Below are 18111 nucleotides of genomic sequence, written 5' to 3' on the forward strand. Positions count from 1 at the left end.
TAGAGTCCTGCATCCCGCTCCGGATGCGCGCGTTCGCGTTGCGCTTGTGCCGCCGGAGTCATGGACTAAACCCAAGGTAGAGGCCGCGGTATTGCCGCCGGTCGGTATCCTCATGGGGCCCAGCCGATGGGCCCTGTCGTCGTTTCCGGGAGGGGAGTGGCGTGATGGGGCGCCGGCAGCGGGCGTCCACCTTGTACAGCCTCGGCCCAGCGGCCGGGGAATCGAGTGTCCGTCACGAGCGGGCGCGTTTGCCAACCCAGTCGCGGCCAACCCCGCGGCCATAACAACAAGCGAGAGGGCATCGTCCCATGACAGCTAGCACCCCCATGCTGATCACCTTCGTGGTGTACATCGCCGCGATGGTCTTTATCGGCCTGTTCGCCTACCTGCGTACCAAGAACCTGTCCGACTACATCCTCGGTGGCCGCAGCCTCGGTAGCTTCGTTACCGCACTGTCCGCCGGCGCCTCCGACATGAGCGGCTGGCTGCTGATGGGCCTGCCGGGCGCCGTGTACCTGTCCGGCCTTTCGGAAGGCTGGATCGCCATCGGCCTGATCGCCGGTGCCTGGCTCAACTGGCTGTTCGTCGCCGGCCGTCTGCGCGTGCAGACCGAGCACAACGGCAACGCCCTGACCCTGCCGGACTACTTCACCAACCGTTTCGAGGACAACAGCAAGCTGCTGCGTATCTTCTCGGCCGTGGTGATCCTGGTGTTCTTCACCATCTACTGCGCCTCGGGCGTGGTGGCCGGTGCTCGCCTGTTCGAAAGCACCTTCGGCATGTCCTACGAAACCGCCCTGTGGGCCGGCGCCGCTGCGACCATCGCCTACACCTTCATCGGTGGCTTCCTGGCTGTGAGCTGGACCGACACCGTGCAGGCCAGCCTGATGATCTTCGCCCTGATCCTCGCTCCGGTGATGGTGATGGTGGCGACCGGCGGCATGGACAGCACCTTCGCTGCCATCCAGCTGGAAGACGCGACCAACTTCGACATGCTCAAGGGCGCCACCTTCGTCGGCGTGATCTCGCTGCTGGCCTGGGGCCTGGGCTACTTCGGCCAGCCGCACATCCTGGCGCGCTTCATGGCCGCCGATTCGGTCAAGTCGATCCCGGCCGCCCGCCGCATCTCCATGACCTGGATGATCCTCTGCCTCGGCGGCGCCGTGGCCGTGGGCTTCTTCGGCATCGCCTACTTCGCCGCGAACCCGCAGCTGGCCGGCCCGGTCACCGAGAACCCCGAGCGTGTGTTCATCGAGCTGTCGAAGATTCTGTTCAACCCATGGATTGCCGGCGTGCTGCTGTCCGCCATTCTGGCCGCGGTGATGTCCACCCTGAGCTGCCAGCTGCTGGTCTGCTCCAGCGCCCTGACCGAGGACTTCTACAAGGCCTTCCTGCGTAAAGGCGCCAGCCAGGTCGAACTGGTCTGGGTCGGCCGCGCCATGGTGCTGCTGATCGCCCTGATCTCCATCTGGCTGGCCTCCAACCCGGAGAACCGCGTGCTGGGCCTGGTGGCCTACGCCTGGGCCGGCTTCGGTGCCGCCTTCGGTCCGGTGGTGATCCTGTCCCTGGTCTGGAAAGGCATGACCCGCAACGGCGCCCTGGCCGGCATGATCGTCGGTGCGGTGACCGTGGTGGTGTGGAAGAACTGGGTCGGCATGGGTCTGTACGAAATCGTCCCGGGCTTCATCCTCGGCACCATCGCCATCCTGGTCTTCAGCCGCATCGGCAGCGGCCCGTCCGCCAGCATGCTCAAGCGCTTCGACGAAGCCGAGCAGGAATACCAGGACGCCCACCTGTAACACCCCACGCGTGGGCGGCCGGTCGTCCGTCCACGCGTTTCGCTCCGTCGCAGCCACCCCTCATCGGCTGTCGACGGGGCACCACGTACGACCTTTAGTGCTTTGCGGCCCACGTCTCCCGGCGATGGGCCGTTTTTTTGCCCGCGAGAAACACCCCGCCTGGCTTAGAATGCGCGGCCCAGCCCAGCACGCTCATCTGCCATGAACTCGTCCGCCATCGCCCTCCTGCAACAGCGCCTCGAGCAGGCCTTCGCCTGCCTGCCCGCCGAGGCGCGCCGGCTGTTCCATGGTCGCGGCCGGCAATGGCCAGGGCTGGAGCATGTCACCGCCGACTGGCTGCAGGGCGTGCTGCTGGTCGCGCTGTTCCGCGAACCCGAGGCGCAGTCGCTGGCCGAGCTGAAGGACATGCTGCTGCAGTTCGCGGCGTCACCGGCCTGGACGAGCAGCGGCGCGCAGCATCTGTTGCTGCAGCATCGCTACACGGCGGACAGCACCACCGACTACCTGGTGGGCGAGGCCATCGAGCGTGGCGAGATCGAGGAGGGCCGCCTGCGCTATCTGCTCGATTTCGGCCGCAAGCAGAACAGCGGCCTGTTCCTCGACATGCGCCTGGGACGCCAGTGGGTGCGCGAGCAGGCGGGCGGGCAGCGGGTGCTCAATCTGTTCGCCTATACCTGTGGCTTCTCGGTGGCGGCCATCGCCGGTGGCGCGCAGAAGGTGGTCAATCTGGACATGTCGCGCCCGGCCCTGAGTCGTGGCCGCGACAACCATCGGCTGAACGGCCATGACCTGGCGCGTGTCAGCTTCCTCGGCCACGACCTGTTCAACTCCTGGGGCAGGCTGCGCAAGGACGGTCCCTTTGATCTGATCATCGTCGACCCGCCGAGCTTCCAGAAAGGCAGCTTCGTGCTGACCCGCGACTACGCCAAGATCATGCGCCGCCTGCCGGACCTGCTGACGCCGGGTGGCCGGGTGCTGGCCTGCGTCAACGACCCGGCCATCGCACCGGCATTCCTCATCGACGAGATGGCCCGCGAGGCTCCGCAGCTGCGCTTCGTCGAGCGCCTGGCCAACCCGCCGGAGTTCGCCGACAGCGATCCGGACGCCGGACTCAAGGTGCTGCTGTTCGCCGCGCATTAGATGCCTGCCGCTCGATTACCCCTAGGGATATATCCCTAGGGGTAATTCTGAATCAGGCGGCCGCTTCGGTGCGCGGCGCATTCAGACGACGCCAGCGCAGTGGCGAGGTGCCGGTGAGCTTGCCGAACATGCGGCTGAAATGCGATTGATCGGCAAAACCGCATTCCAGGCTGATCACCGAGATGGGCATGGTCTCGTCGGCGAGCAGCTCCTTGGCCCGGCGGATGCGCAGATCCAGCGACCACTCCTGGGGCGACATGCCGGTGGTCTTCTTGAAGGCGCGCGAGAAGTGGCTGCGCGACATGGCGCATTGCGCGGCAACGTCGGCGATGAACAGGCGTGCATGCAGGCTGCGCGCGAGAATCTCCTTGGCCTTGCGCTCCTGCCAGGGCGCAAGGGCGAGGCGCTCGGCGGCCGGCATCGCCGGTGGTTGATAGTGCTCCAGCAGGTGCTCGCAGAGCTGTCTGCCAGCCTGCGAGACGACTTGGTGCTCGGCGGCTTCCAGGGCCTCCTGCAGCGACAGCAGCAGGCGATAGGTCAGCGTGTCCAGGGGCGCGGCGGGCGGCAGGGTCAGCGCGTTCATGGGGGCTCTCCTCATTTCTCTGGGGAGAGAGTGCGACTTGCCGGCGGGCCGAGTCCTTTGGCCAAGCTGAAAAGTTCTGAGCGCTCTAGACAGGGCTGTGCACGGGCAGGGTGAAGAAAAACAGGCTCTCATCCTTGCGCCCGCGCGTGGTGTTGAGCACGCCGCCGTGGGCGGCGACGATGGAGGCGCAGATGGCCAGGCCCATGCCCATGCCGGTGGCCTTGGTGCTGAAGAATGCCTGGAAGACCTTGCTGAGCTTTTCCGGCGCCACGCCAAGCCCGGCATCTTCGATCACCACCAGCACCTCCTGGCCCAGAACCCGGCTGTGGATGCTCAGCCGACGTGCGCCAGGCGGCAGCGCCTGCATGGCCTCGACCGCATTGGTAATCAGGTTGCGCAGCAACTGCTGCAACTGGATCGAATCGCCCAGCACCAGGGTGGCGGGGACCAGGTCGAGGCTCAGCGTGACGTGCTTGTCGTCCAGGTCCGCCTGGGTGATGGCCACTACCTGGTGGATCACCCGATCCAGCGCCAGTGGTTTGCGTGTCGCCGGTTTCTGGCGCGCCAGGGTGCGCATGGCGCGAACGATGTCGGCGGCGCGCTGACCCTCGCTGAGGATATCGCGCAGGCCTTCCAGGGCATCTTCCATGGCCGGTCGCGGGCGCTCCAGCCAGCGCAGGCTGGCACCGGCATTGGACAGGATGGAGGCCAGTGGCTGGTTGATCTCATGGGCGATGGAGGCGGCCAGCTCGCCGAGCATGGTCGCCTGTGAGGTGCGATCCAGCTCGCTGCGGGCGGCGCGCAAGGCGCTCTCGGTCTGGCGTCGTTCGGTGATGTCGGACACCACGCCGATGATGGCGTCGGCACCGTCCGCCTCGCCGGCCAGCTCCAGGAAGCGCGGCGTACCCTCCAGCGACACGGTGCGGAATTCCAGGCGGAACGCCTGCCGACCATCGCTGGCGTCGGCCAGTCCCTGGATGAAGCGCGGCCGGTCGTCGGCATGTACCAGTACGGCCGGGTCGCGCAGGTAGGCGTCGTCGGTCTGTGGCGGCAGACCCAGCTCGGCGATCAGGCGCGGCGACCAGAACGAGCGCTCGCTCTGCTGGCGCCAGACGAAGGTGCCATAGCGACTGACTTCCTGGCCGATGGCCAACAACGCCTGGGTGCGCCGCAGCGTGCTCTCGCTCAGCTGCCTGCGCTGGTTCTCCGTCACCAGGTCGCCATACAACCGCGCGGTGCTCAGTGAGATGGCGGCCTGCGCGGCGAGCAACTCCAGCACCTCGGCGCGAAGCGGCTCGAAGGCACCGGGCGCGAGGTTGTTCTCCAGATACAGTACGCCGATCACTTCGTTCTGCTTGAGCAGTGGCACGGCCATCAGTGAGCCGTTCTCCACCCGCGCCAGATAGGCGTCATCGGCGAAGCGGCGGAACGCCTCGGAGCCGTTGATCGTCAGGCAGCGGCGCTCGTGCATCGCCAGGCGTACGAAGCTCTGGGGCACGGCCTGGGCGGCGCTGGGGCAGTCGCCCAGGTGGATGTCGATGCCACCGCTGTGGGTCAGCCCCGTGGCCTCGACGCGCAGGCCGCCGTCGTCGATCAGCAGCAGGGCGATATAGGTGGCGCCGGCATGCATCGCCGCGTTGCTCAGCAGGGTGCGGATCAGCGCGTCCGGCTCGATTTCCCGTGACAGGGCCTGGCAGGCGCGGGTGATGGAGAGCAGGTCCAGTTGCTGGCTGGCGAGCTGGGCAGGCGGCGCGGCACTCGGCTGCTCGCGGAGGAAGGCGTATTCAGCCTCCGCCTGCTCCGCCAGGGTTATCGCGCCCCAGCGCCGCCAGGCGTCGCGCGCCTGGCTGAGGTGCGTACGCGCGCTGGCCTGCAGGCCGAGCGCCAGGTGGCAGCGCCCGGCCAGCTCGTGAGCGAGGCCCTTGAGATGGATGGCGCCGCATTGTTCGGCATGGCCGATGGCCTCTTCGTAGCGCCGTAGCGCCTCGATGTGGCGACCGTCGAGGCGAAGCAGCTCGGCTTCCGCCAGCGCCAGGCGATCGGAGAAGTAGCGCGGATTCAGCTCCGCCCACAGGCGCAGGTGTTGCAGCGGCCGCGTGAAGTCCTGCTGGCACCCGCTGGCCGTCTGCAGGGCGGCACGGTTGAGCACGCTGAACATCGCCAGGTCGATCAGGTGGATATGGGCCGGCACCGACCAGCTCAGGTCCCAGGCCCGGTCGAGATGGACGGCGGACTGTTCGAGGTCGCCCTCGAGGAAGCGCAGCAGGCCCTCGAACAGCTCCCACCAGAAGTGCAGCGGGCCCATGCTGCTGTCGCGCACACGCTCGGCCAGCGCCGCGCAGGACGGAATCGGGATGCTGCCGGCGCCATCCCCGGCCAGGCGGCGGATGTAGCGGGCCTGGGTGTAGAGGATGTTCTGCGCGTCGAGGAACTCCAGGTTGCGCGCCATCGCCAGCCCGGCATCGATCTGCCGCAGCATGCGCTCGATGGGCGCGCCCAGGACCAGCAGGTCGGAGACGATATGGTTGTTGGCATAGCAGGCGAAGCTCGGCGAGCCCTGGGACAGGCTGGTGCGCAACGCCTGCTCGGCGCACTCCAGGGCGAAGGGCAGAGGCCGGGTCCAGGCGCTCACCTGGTCGAGGGCGACCAACACCGAGATCTTGCTGGCGCCATGCTGCGGCTGTTCCGCCAGTCGCCGGGCGGTCGCCGTGTAGGCATATCCGCCGGGGTAGTCGGCGAAGCGATGGGCGCTGGCCACGCCCAGCCAGGCCAGGGCGTGTACCGCCGCCGCGCTGATGCCGTGCCGCAGGCTCAGGCGCGCGGCGGTGCAGGTGCTCAGCAGCATCAGGTTGGACTGGATGAACGAGCCGGGAATCACCATGGCCGCGAGCAGCTCGATGGCGGCCTGGGAGTTGGCGTCGCGGCAGTCGGGCAGCTCGGCAAAGGTTTCCGGCCCACGTCCGGCCAGCTCCGTGTGCAACTGCCGCCAGGCCTGCTCGGCCTCCGCTGCGCTGGGTGCCAGTGGCAGCTCCACGCCCAGCGCGGCCAGCCCCTCGGCTGCGGTACCGAGGGCACCGGCGTAGTCGCCGCGCAGGGAGCAGATCTCGCACTTGAGCCGGTACAGCTCGGCGCGCTGCAAGGGTCGTGGCTCGCGCTCCAGCAGTTCCAGCACCTGGCGTTCGGCGGCGTGATAGTCGGCGTTGAGCATCAGGCACTGGGCGAACTGCAGGGCCAGTGCGCTGGCGAGTGGTTCGTCCTGCGGCGCAAGTCGTGCCAGCCGACGTGCCTGATCCAGGTACTCCAGGGCAGTGGCGGCGGCCGCCGCGGCCATCGCCAGGCGAGCGGCGCGCATCAGCAGGCCGATGAAAGTCTGCCGCTGGCCGGGCTCCAGCGCCGCGTCGCCGGCACGGACCATCTGCGCCGCCACCCGGAACACTGCTTCCGGGTCGGCCTGTTCGTCGAGCAGGGCGAGCAGGGCCAGGGCGAACTCGATGTGCATGCTGTCGCGCAGCGCCTTGGGCAACTGCGCCCTGGCAGACTCCCAGACGCTGTCGTGGGTGAACGCCAGGCCTTCGTGGTACTCGCCGATCAGCCCGGCCTGAAGCGCCGGACGCAGCAGGCCGATGAGCTGGGTTTCGCTCACCGCACAGACGGCGGCCAGATGGCGTGGCGGCGTGTGGTTGCCGAGGATCGCCAGCGCGGCGAGCGCTTCGCGCGTGCGCTGGGGCAGACGTGCCAGGCGCAGTTGCAGCAGCGCGGCGATGTCATCGAGCAACGGCGGCAGGTCCGCGCCGCGCTCGGTGCCGGCGGACTCGCGCAGCAGGGCGAGGAACTGGCTGATGTACAGCGGGTTGCCATTGCCGCGCTGGCTCAGGCGCTCGGCCAGCAGCGCCTGCTCCTGCGGGTGCAGATCCAGCTCGGCGTCGAGTAGGCCGGCGATCTCCTCAATCGCCAGCGGGCGCAGGTGCAGCTCCACGGTGCGTGCCCCGAGGCTGCGGCAGTGGTCGAGCAGCGGTCGCAGATGGGCGCTGGAGCGTACCGCCTGGTCGCGATAGGTGACGATCAGCAGCAGGTGGTCGAAGCCGGACGGCGGCAGTTCGGCGAGAAATGCCTGGGTCTCCTCGTCGATCCACTGCACGTCATCGAGGAACAGGATCAGCGGCTGCTCGCGGGTCGCCAGCAGACGCAGCAGATTCTGCAGCATGTCGTGCAGATGGCGCCTGGCCTCGCTCACCGGTGGCGGGTTGGTGCTGGCGGGCAGTGGGCCGATCAGCCATTCCAGTTCGGGAATCACCCGTATCAGCATCTCGCCATTGCTGCGGAACGCCTCGCGCAGGCGCACGCCCCAGCGGCGTATTTCATCCGGTGTCTCGCCCGCCAGGCGCGTGCACAAGGAAGCCAGTGCAGCGGACAGCGCCGCGTAGGGCATGCTCCGCCGTGCGAGCTCGCACTTGCCGTTGGCGAACAGCAGTGCCCCGCCACGCTGGCTGCGGCGCAGCTGGCGAACCAGGGAGGTCTTGCCGATTCCGGCCTCGCCGCCGATCAGCACCGCGCCGCCCAGACCCTGCTCGAGACGGGCCACGGCGCTGCGCAGCATGCCCAGCTCCAGCTCCCGGCCGACCAGGGGGCTGGTGCTTCTGGCCTGCGTTGAGAGGGTGGAGCGGCGAATGTTGCCGAGCTCGCGCCATTCGTTGAGGCAACGGTGCAGCTCCGCCTCCAGCGCCGTGGCCGAGTCGGGCCGCTGGGCCGGCTGCTTGGCCATCAGCCAGGCGAGCAGGTCGTTGAGCGCCGCTGGCAATCCGGAGCGCCATTGCGCCAGGTCTGGCGCCGGTACGGCCACGTGCTGGTGCAGCCACTGCACCGGGTCGTTGGCACTGAACGGCAGGCGCCCGGTAAGCAACTGGAAGAAGCTGACCCCGAGCGCGTAGAGATCGGCGCTGGGCGAGGCCTGGTGTTCCGGCGGCAGGTAGGCGAGGCTGGCTTCGGGCAGCGGCGGCCGCTTGCTGGCGACCTCGTCGACGCGACAGGCAAAGGCCAGGCCGGTCAGGCGGATCTCGCCGTTGCCGCCGAGCATCAGATGCTCCGGACGGATGTCGCCATGCACGATGCCGCGGCGGTGCGCCTGGGCCAGAGCGGCGGTGGCGGAGATCGCCAGGCGCAGGAAATACTCCAGCGGCAGCGGCGTATCGAACAGACTGGACAATGGTCGCCCACCATCGTCATCGAGTACCAGCAACGGTCCCGCGGCGCTGCCCAGGCGCGCCAGCGGCACGACCGCCCAGGCCGGGGAAAGGCTGGGACCGATGGCGTACTCGCGGTCGAGTCGCGCCAGTTCCCACGGCGAAGCTTGCGCGCTGACCCGCACTACCAGCCATTGCCGACCGGCCTGTGCATCGCAGACCCGCCAGCGGCTGAGCTCGCCGGCGCTGTCCAGATGAGTCCATTCGACCCGTTCCAGCCAGTCCTCGGTAAAGCGCGGCAAGCCTTCGGCGGTGGCGAGGATCGGTTGCGCTGGCGGTGTCATGGTCGATCCTTGGAAGGTGGCGATTGCCTACAACGGGCTGGCATGCCGGCGTGGCGGGGCGGGCAGCTATGCGGGCTCGGCGTGCTGGTGCGGCTCCGGGAGCATGCCCAGCACCCGGCCTGCCATCAGCAGATCTACCAGGGTTCGCGCCGCCAGTTTTGTCATGATGTGCTTCTTGTGCACCTTGACCGTGACTTCCTGCAGACCCAGCTGGCTGGCGATCTCCTTGTTCAGGTGACCGCGCAGCAACTGCTCGAACACTTGCCGCTCGCGTTCCGTCAGCGTTGCGTAGCGTGCGCGTACCGAGCTGCACAGGGTGCTCTGGGCGTGGCGCCGCCGCGCCTGCTCCATGGCCTCGCGCACGGTGGCAAGCAGTTGCGGCTCGTTCACCGGTTTGGTCAGGAAGCCTTCGGCGCCGGCCTTCATGGCGCGCACCGACATGTCGATGGTGCCGAAGCCGGTCATGAAGACGATGGGGCAGGGTGCCTGGCGGCGCGCCAGTTCATCCTGCAGATCGAAGCCGCTGCCGTCGCGCAGGCGCACATCCAGTAGCAGGCAGCCGGGCCGCTCGAAGGTGCATGTGGAGAGAAACGCCTGCGCCGATTCATAGCCGCGTGCATCGATACCCAGCGAGCGCAGCTGGCGGACCAGGGCGGCGCAGACCGCCGGCTCGTCGTCGACCACATGGACATTGGCCTGCTGCATCCAGTCCTCCGTCTCGACCTGCCTTAGCGCTGGCGGGGCGGCGGTGCTGTCGGTAGCGCAGGCCAGGTTCAATCGATAGCCGCGCCGGGGCACGGTCTCCAGCTGGTGCGGGTCCAGTTTCAGCAGCCTGCGCAGGGAGGATATCTGCACCTGCAGGTTGTTCTCCTCAACCACCGTGTCCGGCCAGACGCTGCGGATCAGTTCGTCCTTGGTCACCAGGCGGTTCGGCGAGGCCAGCAACACTTCCAGAACGGCGAACGCGCGGCTGCCGAGGCGCACCGGAATGCCCTGCACGAAGGCCTCCCTGCGCTCCAGCGAGAGCCATGCATCGCCTAGCTGAATCATGTTGTTACTCGTTGTTTTACAAGGAAAATATTTCTTAGCGCGGTAGCGCTATGGGTTAAACGTAGAGGATAAGAATCAGTCGCTCAACCAGAGAATGCGCAGCGCGGCAATTCGCACAAATGTTCAAGGTCGGGCTTGCAACGCATGCTCAAATACCAGGAGTAACCGCACATCCGGATGATGGTCGATGAACCGAAACGAGCTGCGCCACCTCGACATGAACCTGCTGGTGGTGTTCGAGGCGCTGATGATCGAACGCAACCTGACCCGCGTGGGCGAGAAGCTGTTCATCACCCAGTCCACCGTCAGCGCGGCGCTCAGTCGCCTGCGTGACCTGTTCGACGACCCGCTGCTGATCCGCAATGGCCGGCAGATGGAGCCGACGCCGCGAGCCCTGCATATCTTCGAGGAAGTGCGCCCGGCGATGGACGTTATCTCCGCCGCGGTCAGCCGGGCCAAGGCCTTCGATCCGGCCACCAGTTGCAACGTGTTTCGCCTGGGTTTGTCCGACGACGCCGAGTTCGGCCTGTTTCCGGCGTTGCTCAACGCCCTGCAGCAGGAGGCGCCGAACATCACGGTGGTGGTTCGGCGCGCCAACTTCCTGCTGATGCCGGGGTTGCTGTCGTCCGGCGAGATTTCGGTGGGCGTCAGCTACACCACCGATCTGCCGGCCAACGCCAAGCGGCGCAAGCTGCGCGACATCGGCGTGCGGGTGCTGCGCGGCGATGATCGACCCGGTCCGCTGACCCTCGATGAATACTGCGAGCGGCCACACGTGATGGTGTCCTTCTCCGGCGACCTGTCCGGCAACATCGACGCCGACCTGGCGCGCGCCGGCCGCAGCCGCCGTGTGGTGCTGGCGGTGCCACAGTTCGGCAGCCTGCGCGCGCTGCTGCGCAATACCGAGATGATCGCCACGGTGCCGGACTACGCCGCCTGCATTCTCGCCGATGACGGCAGCCTGCGTGCCGACGAGGCGCCCTTCGAGGTCAAACCCTCGGAGCTGTCCATGGTCTGGAGCGGCGCCTACGACAGCGACCCCGCCGAGAGCTGGCTGCGCGAGCGTATCAGGCAGTTCATGGCCGACTGATCGGCGCGGGCGCCGGCCGGCGACCATTCACGCCGGCACCTGGTGCCAAAACGAGCACATGGATGCAATCTCGCGCCTGCCTCGGCGTGGATAGTGGAGCCATCGACAGGAGGATGGCGCCATGGGCGGATGTAGGCTGCGCAATAGCGGGCGGGGTGCCTGACAGATGGCCATGGACGCACGCCTGGCCGCTGCCGCCGTATCGCCCTGGCAACCGCTGCGCGAGCGAGTCTTTCGCTGGCTATGGCTGGCCAGCATCGCCTCCAATATCGGTACCTGGATGCACGAGGTGGGCGCCGGCTGGCTGATGACCTCGCTGTCGGCCAGCCCGTTGGCGGTGGCGCTGGTGCAGGTCGCCGCGGCGCTGCCGATCTTCCTGCTGGCGCTGCCCGCCGGAGCCCTGGCCGACATCGTCGACAAGCGCCGCTACCTGCTGGCCGTGCAGCTGTGGATGGCCGGGGTCGCGCTGGTGCTGGCGCTGCTAACGCTGAGCGGAAAGATGACGGTGCCACTGCTGCTGATCCTGACCTTCGCCATGGGCATTGGCACGGCGCTGATGATGCCGGCCTGGTCGGCCCTGGCACCGGAACTGGTGAGCCGCGATGCGCTGCCGGCGGCGGTGGCGTTGTCCAGCCTCGGGGTCAACGTGGCGCGGGCCATCGGTCCGGCGCTGGCCGGGATTCTGGTCAGCCTGAGCGGGCCATGGCTGACCTTCGCCCTCAACGCTTTGTCGTTCTTCGCCGTGATCCTCGCCCTGCTGCTGTGGCGTCGTCCACCCAGCGAGTCGTTGCTGCCGGCCGAGCGGCTGTTCGGCGCCATGCGTGTCGGCATGCGTTATGCCCGCAGCGCCCGTCCGCTGCAGGCGGTGCTGGTGCGCACGGCGGCGTTCTTCCTCGGTGCGTCCGCCGGTCTGGCGCTGTTGCCGGCGCTGGTGCGCCAGGAGCTGGGCGGCACCGCGCTGGATTACGGTGTGCTGCTCGGTTGCGTCGGCCTGGGTGCGATCGGCGGCGCGGTGTGCCTGCCGCGTCTGCGGGCCCGTTGCAGCGGCGATGTCATTGTCATCGGTGCCAGCCTGATCTATGCCGGCGTGCTGCTGGGGCTGGCCGGGCTGCGTTCGTTGGTGTGGCTGACGCCGCTGATGCTGTTCAGCGGTGCGGCCTGGATCGCCGTGCTGTCCAGCCTGCAACTGGCTGCGCAGACCTCGGTGCCGGCCTGGGTGCGCGCCCGTGCGCTGTCGCTGTACATCCTGGTGTTCTTCGGTGCCTCGGCGCTGGGCGGTATCGCCTGGGGCATGCTGGCCAGCGAGCTGTCGCTGGGAGCGGCTTTCGCCGGTGGAGCGGCCGCCTTGCTGCTGGGTATCGCCACTCGTCTGTGGTTCTGCCTGCCGGCAACCCGGGTTGAGGATCTGGCGCCATCGCTGCACTGGCCGGCGCCGATCCTGGACGAGGCGCTGGACTGCGAGCGCGGCCCGGTGCTGATCACGCTCGACTACTGCATCGCCGTGGAAGACGCCGCTGCCTTTCGCCAGGCCATGCACGCAGTGCGGCACACGCGCCTGCGCAACGGCGCCTTCTCCTGGGGCCTGGTGCAGGACAGCGAAGACCCGCGCAGGTGGCAGGAGTTCTTCTTCGACGAGTCATGGCTGGAGCATCTGCGCCACCACGGCCGGGTCACTGTCGCCGAGCAGCGTATCGAGGCAGATGCCAGGCGCTACCAGCAGGCGGACGTGCCCGTGCGTATCCGTCACCTGCTCGCCGCTCCCCGAATCTGATGTACCTACCGCAAGAGGAGTGTTAACCATGTCTACCCCTTACAAGCGCCTGAACAAGGACGAAGCCGTCGTCTTGCTGGTCGACCACCAGTCCGGTCTGATCTCCCTGGTGCAGGACTTCACCCCCAGCGACTTCAAGAACAATGTCCTGGCCCTGGGCGCCGTGGCCAAGTTCTTCAACCTGCCGACCATCCTCACCACCAGCTTCGAGCAGGGTCCGAACGGCCCGCTGGTGCCCGAGCTGAAGGAGCTGTTCCCGGAGGCGCCGTACATCGCCCGTCCCGGCCAGATCAACGCCTGGGACAACGAGGATTTCGTAGCCGCGATCAAGAACACCGGCCGCAAGCAGCTGATCATCGCGGGTGTGGTGACCGACGTATGCGTGGCCTTCCCAGCGCTGTCGGCGATTGCCGAGGGTTTTGACGTATTCGTCGTCACCGACGCGTCCGGCACCTTCGACAAGACCGTGCAGCAGGCCGCCTGGTCGCGCATGAATGCGGCCGGGGCGCAGTTGATGAACTGGTTCAGCGTGGCCTGTGAACTGCACCGCGACTGGCGCAACGACATCGAGGGACTGGGCAACCTGTTGTCCAACCACATCCCCAACTATCGCAACCTGATGACCAGCTACTTCACGCTCATCGGCAAGTGATGGTCCGACGGTGCGCAGCCGGGCACATGCCCGGCTACGCGCCGTTTCTCTGGCTGCCGCTGCGTAGTCGTTCCAGGCGCCACTGGCTCGGCGGCATGCCGGCCATGCGCGCGAATACCCGCGAGAAATGCGCCTGATCGGCGAATCCGCAGTCCTGCGCGATGTGAGTGAGCGTGCATTGCCCCAGCAGCAAGGCCCGGGCGCGCTCGATGCGTTGCCGAGTCAGCCATTGGTGCGGCGACATGCCGGTGCTGCCGTGGAACGCGCGGGAGAAGTGGCTGCGCGACAGGCAGCATTCGCGCGCCAACTGCTCCATCGACAATCCGCTGTTGAGATTGGCCGCGATCAGGGCCTTGGCGCGCCGTTCCTGCCAGGCGGCGAGGCGTACCAGCGGTAGCGCGGCGTGGTGGTCGCACAGCAGCGGCCGCTGCGGCGGCATGCCGGCGCTGCTGGCAGGGTATTGCGTCGATTCGCGGGCGCCCATTCTGTTCGTCTCCCTGTGCTGGCCGGGGCTCGGGCGCGGACGATCCTGCCGTGCAGCGCGCGGATCGAACGGCCGCATGGCCGGTGGGGCAGCTTCTGAGCCTGGGGAGAATCATCGCGTCGTCGACGCGCGCGGAAAACCTGGCGGTTGGGACATGAACCGCCAAAGAGGGGCCGGGAACGGACAGGTCAGCCGAACTGGTGGCGATACTGGGTCGGCGTGAGGCCGATGCGCTCGCTGAACAGCACGCGCATGCAGCGGGCGCTGCGGAAGCCGCTGCGGAAGGCCACCGTCTTCAACGGCAGGTCGCTGGTCTCCAGCAGGTTGCGGGCCCGGTCGATGCGGGCGCTGTTGACGAACTCCATGGGTGTCATCCCGGTATCCCGGGCGAATACCCGGGCGAAGTTGCGGGTGCTCATGCCCGCCACGCCGGCCAGGGTCTCCACGCTGAGCTCGTCGGCCAGGTGCTCCAGCACATGCTGCTGTGCCCGCACCACCGGTGAGTCCTCCTTGGCCACCTCGGCCAGCAGCGGGCTGAACTGGGCCTGGCCGCCCTGGCGCTTCATCGCTACCAGCAGCACCTTGGCCACATCTACCGCAATCTTCTTCCCATGGTCGTCGGCGAGGATCGCCAGGGCCATGTCGATGCCGGCGGTGATGCCGCCAGAGGTGATCAGCTCACCATCCTGGATGTAGATCTGGTCGGTTCCTACCTGCGCCGAGGGGAAGCGCTTGGCCAGGCGTTCGGTGTAGTTCCAGTGAGTCGTCACCTGGCGGCCATCGAGCAGGCCGGCCTCGCCGAGAATGAATGCGCCGGTGCAGATCGAACCGTAGCGCCGCGAGGCGCCTATGGCATCGCGCAGCCAGGGCAGCAATGCGCCATGCTCAGCGTTGTAGGCGCCGGGGCCGCCGGGAATCAGCAGCAGGTCGAACTGGCTGGGGGCATCCGTCAGTACGTGGTCGGCCAGCAGGCACAGGCCGTTGGAGGCACGCACCGTGAGTTCGGCACTGCTGATGGTACGGATGCGGTACTGATCGGTGGCGGCCAGGTAGCGATTGGCGAGGGAAAACACTTCGATCGGTCCGGCCACGTCCAACATCAGTACTTCGGGAAACAGCAGGATCGCCACGTCTTTCATGGTGCGGTGCAAGTTCACAGGATGGGGAGAAAAGAATAGCAATTCTTCTCATTACCGTGGAGGCCGCGAGATAGAGCTCCCGCGCCGGCTCAATGGCCGGCGCGGGGGCGGCTTCGCATCAGAAGGCGAAGCAGGAACAGCCGAACGCGCCCCAGAAGCCCTGGAAGTCGCTGATCGGCACCGACGACTGACGCGCCCGTTCGTGGCTGTGGGCGTGCACGGCGCAGCTGCCGACGCACTGGTGCACGGCAGCCACCAGCGGCGCGGCCGGCTTCCAGTGGCCGGGCACCTTGGCCACCGGTGACCAGTCGGGCAGTACCGGCAGTTGCGGCGGGCCGAGCTTGTCGAACTCGGCGGCCGAGTAGACCACCTCGCCGCCGACCACGGTCAGCACCGACTCGATCCACTTGATGGCCTCTTCCTCGACGCTGAAGAAGTCCGCCGACAGAGCGGTCAGGTCCGCCAGCTGGCCGACCTTGATCTGGCCCTTCTTGCCTTGTTCGCTGGAGAACCAGGCGCTGCCATGGGTGAACAGCTGCAGCGCAGTCTCGCGCGGCAGGCCCTGGGGATAGAGCTCCAGGCCGCCGACGGTCTTGCCGCTGACCATCCAGTACAGCGAGGTCCAGGGGTTGTAGCTGGCCACGCGGGTGGCATCGGTACCGGCGCCCACCGGCACGCCCTCGGCCAGCATGCGCTGGATCGGCGGGGTGGCCTCGGCGGCCTTGGCGCCGTAGCGGTCGACGAAGTACTCGCCCTGGAAAGCCATGCGGTGCTGGATGGCGATGCCGCCGCCCAGTGCGCGCACGCGCTCGATGTTCTTCGGCGTAATGGTCTCGGCATGGTCGAAGAACCAGGGCAGGCCGTTGAACGGGATGTCGCGGTTGACCTTCTCGAACACGTCGAGCATGCGCGAGATGGATTCGTCGTAGGTGGCGTGCAGGCGGAACGGCCAGCGCTGCTCCACCAGGTGGCGTACCACCGGCTCCAGCTCGGCTTCCATGGTGCCGGGCAGGTCCGGGCGTGGTTCGAGGAAGTCCTCGAAGTCGGCGGCGGAGAACACCAGCATCTCGCCGGCGCCGTTGTGGCGCAGGAAGTCGTCGCCCTGGCCGGGTTTGACGATCTTGCTCCAGTTCTGGAAGTCGGCCAGCTCTTCCTTGGGCTTCTGGGTGAACAGGTTGTAGGCGATGCGCACGGTCAGCTGCTTGTCCTTGGCCAGCTGCTCGATCACCTGGTAGTCGTCCGGGTAGTTCTGGTAGCCACCGCCGGCGTCGATGGCGCTGGTCACACCCAGGCGGTTGAGCTCGCGCATGAACTGGCGGGTGGAGTTGACCTGGTACTCCAGTGGCAGCTTCGGCCCCTTGGCCAGGGTGGCGTAGAGGATCATCGCGTTGGGGCGGGCGATGAGCATGCCGGTGGGCTCGCCGTTGGCGTCGCGGACGATCTCGCCACCCGGCGGGTTGGGCGTGTTCTTGTCATAACCGACCACGCGCAGCGCGGCGCGGTTGAGCAGGGCGCGGTCGTACAGGTGGAGGAGAAACACCGGGGTGTCCGGCGCGGCCTTGTTGATCTCGTCGAGGGTCGGCAGGCGTTTCTCGGCGAACTGGAATTCGTTCCAGCCACCGACCACCCGTACCCACTGTGGCGTCGGGGTGCGATCGGCCTGGTCCTTGAGCATGCGCAGGGCGTCGGCCAGCGAGGGCACGCCTTCCCAGCGCAGCTCCAGGTTGTAGTTGAGGCCGCCGCGGATCAGGTGCAGGTGCGAGTCGTTGAGGCCGGGGATCACCGTGCGCTTCTGCAGGTCGATCACGCGGCTGTTGCCGCCGCGCAGGGCCATGACTTCGGCGTCGCTGCCAACGGCGACGAAGCGGCCCTGGTGGATGGCCACGGCGCTGGCGTTGGGTTTCTCCCGGTCCACGGTGTGGATGCGGCCGTTGTACAGAATCAGGTCGGGGTGCATGGAGCCTCCTTTGTCGGCGCCGAAGATCGGCAGGGCGGGCCACAGCGCGCCGGCGGCGCCGAGGACCGAGGACGCCGCGAGGAAGCGGCGTCGGCTGTTGTTGGCGGGGTCGTTGGGCATGGGGCCTCCGAATTCAGGGCTTGCTGAGCCAGGGTGCGAGCCAGCGGGTGACCTGGGGCATGAACAGGTAGACCACCGAGAGGACGATGGTCAGGGTGATCAGCACGTTGCTGGCGAAGTAGCCGCCGAGCCAGGGCAGGGCGGCGAACAGCGGTTGCCACAGCAGCGGTACCAGCAGGCTGAGCGGCAGGATCACGGCGAAGGTGACGCAGGCCTGTTTCCAGCGTGGCGGCGGGTTTGCTGCCTGTTCCGGGGCGAACCAGAACTCGCGCGCCGGATGCAGCGCCAGGTCTTCGTCGGCGGCCAGCAGCGGGCTGACCTCCTCGATAAGGCGCTTGCGCTCGTCGGAGCCGAGCCAGTGTTGCAGGCGCTCGGCGCCGGCGAAGCGCAACACGCTGGTGAACAGCGCCTGCTCGCCTTCCTTGCCGCGGATCACGTCGACCCCCAGGTGCCCGGGGTAACCCTGGGCGGCCTGCACGATGCGCCGCAGCCAGCTCTCGTAGGGATCGAGCTGGCCGTCGCGCACGCGGTGGCGGATCAGCAGGGTGACTACTTCATCGACGCTTTCCGCAGACATGGCTGGCTTCCTACTTCAGGTGCTGCTTGAGCTCGCCACCGGCCTGGCGCATGGCCGCCTGCACGGCCGGCACATGGGCCAGCGGGTTGAGCAGGCCGTAGTCGTGGATCATGCCGTTGTAGCGCACCGCGGTGACGGTGACGCCGGCGGCGTCCAGTTTGCGCGCGTAGGCCTCGCCCTCGTCACGCAGCACGTCGAACTCGGCGGTCTGGATCAGCGTAGGCG

The 18111-nt window shown here is 67.7% G+C and carries 13 protein-coding genes; 5 read left to right on the forward strand and 8 right to left on the reverse strand.

The features are described from left to right. Positions 1-308: 308 nt before the first annotated feature. A complete protein-coding gene (putP, locus tag IB232_RS03955; RefSeq protein WP_192397234.1) occupies positions 309-1799 on the forward strand; it encodes a sodium/proline symporter PutP in 1491 nt (496 codons plus the stop codon). A gap of 201 nt (positions 1800-2000) precedes the next feature. Further along, complete coding sequence (locus IB232_RS03960; protein ID WP_192397235.1) at positions 2001-2939, forward strand: class I SAM-dependent methyltransferase; 939 nt, start codon at positions 2001-2003, stop codon at positions 2937-2939. 52 nt (positions 2940-2991) lie between these two features. On the opposite strand, the gene IB232_RS03965 is transcribed toward IB232_RS03960, so the two are convergent. From IB232_RS03965 to IB232_RS03975, 3 genes are all read right to left on the reverse strand, one after another. Further along, the gene (locus tag IB232_RS03965) at positions 2992-3522 is read right to left on the reverse strand and encodes a helix-turn-helix transcriptional regulator (RefSeq protein WP_192397236.1); all 531 of its coding nucleotides are present in this window, start codon (positions 3520-3522) and stop codon (positions 2992-2994) included. Positions 3523-3607: 85 nt separating this feature from the next. Continuing rightward, positions 3608-9046, reverse strand: coding sequence for an AAA family ATPase (locus tag IB232_RS03970; RefSeq protein WP_192397237.1), 5439 nt, complete (start codon positions 9044-9046; stop codon positions 3608-3610). A 66-nt stretch (positions 9047-9112) separates the two neighbouring features. Then, on the reverse strand, positions 9113-10096 hold the full coding sequence (locus tag IB232_RS03975; RefSeq protein WP_192397238.1) for a response regulator: 984 nt from the start codon (positions 10094-10096) through the stop codon (positions 9113-9115). A 187-nt stretch (positions 10097-10283) separates the two neighbouring features. Here IB232_RS03975 and IB232_RS03980 point away from each other — a divergent pair, with 187 nt between their 5' ends. The 3 genes from IB232_RS03980 to ycaC all read left to right on the forward strand — a co-directional run bounded on the left by IB232_RS03980 (position 10284) and on the right by ycaC (position 13609). Next, positions 10284-11186 (forward strand): LysR family transcriptional regulator, encoded by a 903-nt coding sequence (locus IB232_RS03980; protein ID WP_192397239.1) that lies wholly within the window; start codon positions 10284-10286, stop codon positions 11184-11186. A 172-nt stretch (positions 11187-11358) separates the two neighbouring features. Then, positions 11359-12957, forward strand: a complete 1599-nt coding sequence (locus tag IB232_RS03985; protein ID WP_192397278.1) for an MFS transporter — start codon at positions 11359-11361, stop codon at positions 12955-12957. 28 nt (positions 12958-12985) lie between these two features. Next, a complete protein-coding gene (gene ycaC, locus IB232_RS03990) occupies positions 12986-13609 on the forward strand; it encodes an isochorismate family cysteine hydrolase YcaC (RefSeq protein WP_192397240.1) in 624 nt (207 codons plus the stop codon). Positions 13610-13643: 34 nt separating this feature from the next. On the opposite strand, the gene IB232_RS03995 is transcribed toward ycaC, so the two are convergent. The 5 genes from IB232_RS03995 to IB232_RS04015 form a co-directional block, all read right to left on the reverse strand. Continuing rightward, complete coding sequence (locus IB232_RS03995; protein ID WP_225592091.1) at positions 13644-14093, reverse strand: helix-turn-helix domain-containing protein; 450 nt, start codon at positions 14091-14093, stop codon at positions 13644-13646. Positions 14094-14281: 188 nt separating this feature from the next. Beyond that, on the reverse strand, positions 14282-15232 hold the full coding sequence (locus IB232_RS04000) for a GlxA family transcriptional regulator (RefSeq protein WP_192397241.1): 951 nt from the start codon (positions 15230-15232) through the stop codon (positions 14282-14284). A gap of 118 nt (positions 15233-15350) precedes the next feature. Next, positions 15351-17309: an amidohydrolase gene (locus IB232_RS04005; protein ID WP_192397242.1), complete on the reverse strand. Its 1959-nt coding sequence runs from the start codon at positions 17307-17309 to the stop codon at positions 15351-15353. A gap of 13 nt (positions 17310-17322) precedes the next feature. Next, entirely contained in the window at positions 17323-17886 is a 564-nt protein-coding gene (locus IB232_RS04010; RefSeq protein ID WP_192397243.1) for an antibiotic biosynthesis monooxygenase, read from the reverse strand. 10 nt (positions 17887-17896) lie between these two features. After that, the coding region (locus IB232_RS04015; protein ID WP_192397244.1) for an alpha/beta hydrolase at positions 17897-18111 on the reverse strand (215 nt) is incomplete at its 5' end.

Origin of the sequence: Pseudomonas sp. PDM15, from assembly GCF_014851565.1 — a bacterium.
GTDB lineage: Bacteria > Pseudomonadota > Gammaproteobacteria > Pseudomonadales > Pseudomonadaceae > Aquipseudomonas.

Excerpts from the sequence above, each read along its gene's own strand:
- IB232_RS03980 (WP_192397239.1), top strand. The coding sequence starts at position 10,284 with ATGAACCGAAACGAGCTGCGCCACCTCGACATGAACCTGCTGGTGGTG.
- putP (WP_192397234.1), top strand. The coding sequence starts at position 309 with ATGACAGCTAGCACCCCCATGCTGATCACCTTCGTGGTGTACATCGCC.
- IB232_RS03965 (WP_192397236.1), bottom strand. The coding sequence starts at position 3,522 with ATGAACGCGCTGACCCTGCCGCCCGCCGCGCCCCTGGACACGCTGACC.
- IB232_RS04000 (WP_192397241.1), bottom strand. The coding sequence starts at position 15,232 with ATGAAAGACGTGGCGATCCTGCTGTTTCCCGAAGTACTGATGTTGGAC.
- IB232_RS03970 (WP_192397237.1), bottom strand. The coding sequence starts at position 9,046 with ATGACACCGCCAGCGCAACCGATCCTCGCCACCGCCGAAGGCTTGCCG.
- IB232_RS04005 (WP_192397242.1), bottom strand. The coding sequence starts at position 17,309 with ATGCCCAACGACCCCGCCAACAACAGCCGACGCCGCTTCCTCGCGGCG.
- IB232_RS03975 (WP_192397238.1), bottom strand. The coding sequence starts at position 10,096 with ATGATTCAGCTAGGCGATGCATGGCTCTCGCTGGAGCGCAGGGAGGCC.
- IB232_RS04010 (WP_192397243.1), bottom strand. The coding sequence starts at position 17,886 with ATGTCTGCGGAAAGCGTCGATGAAGTAGTCACCCTGCTGATCCGCCAC.
- ycaC (WP_192397240.1), top strand. The coding sequence starts at position 12,986 with ATGTCTACCCCTTACAAGCGCCTGAACAAGGACGAAGCCGTCGTCTTG.
- IB232_RS03985 (WP_192397278.1), top strand. The coding sequence starts at position 11,359 with ATGGACGCACGCCTGGCCGCTGCCGCCGTATCGCCCTGGCAACCGCTG.
- IB232_RS03960 (WP_192397235.1), top strand. The coding sequence starts at position 2,001 with ATGAACTCGTCCGCCATCGCCCTCCTGCAACAGCGCCTCGAGCAGGCC.
- IB232_RS03995 (WP_225592091.1), bottom strand. The coding sequence starts at position 14,093 with ATGGGCGCCCGCGAATCGACGCAATACCCTGCCAGCAGCGCCGGCATG.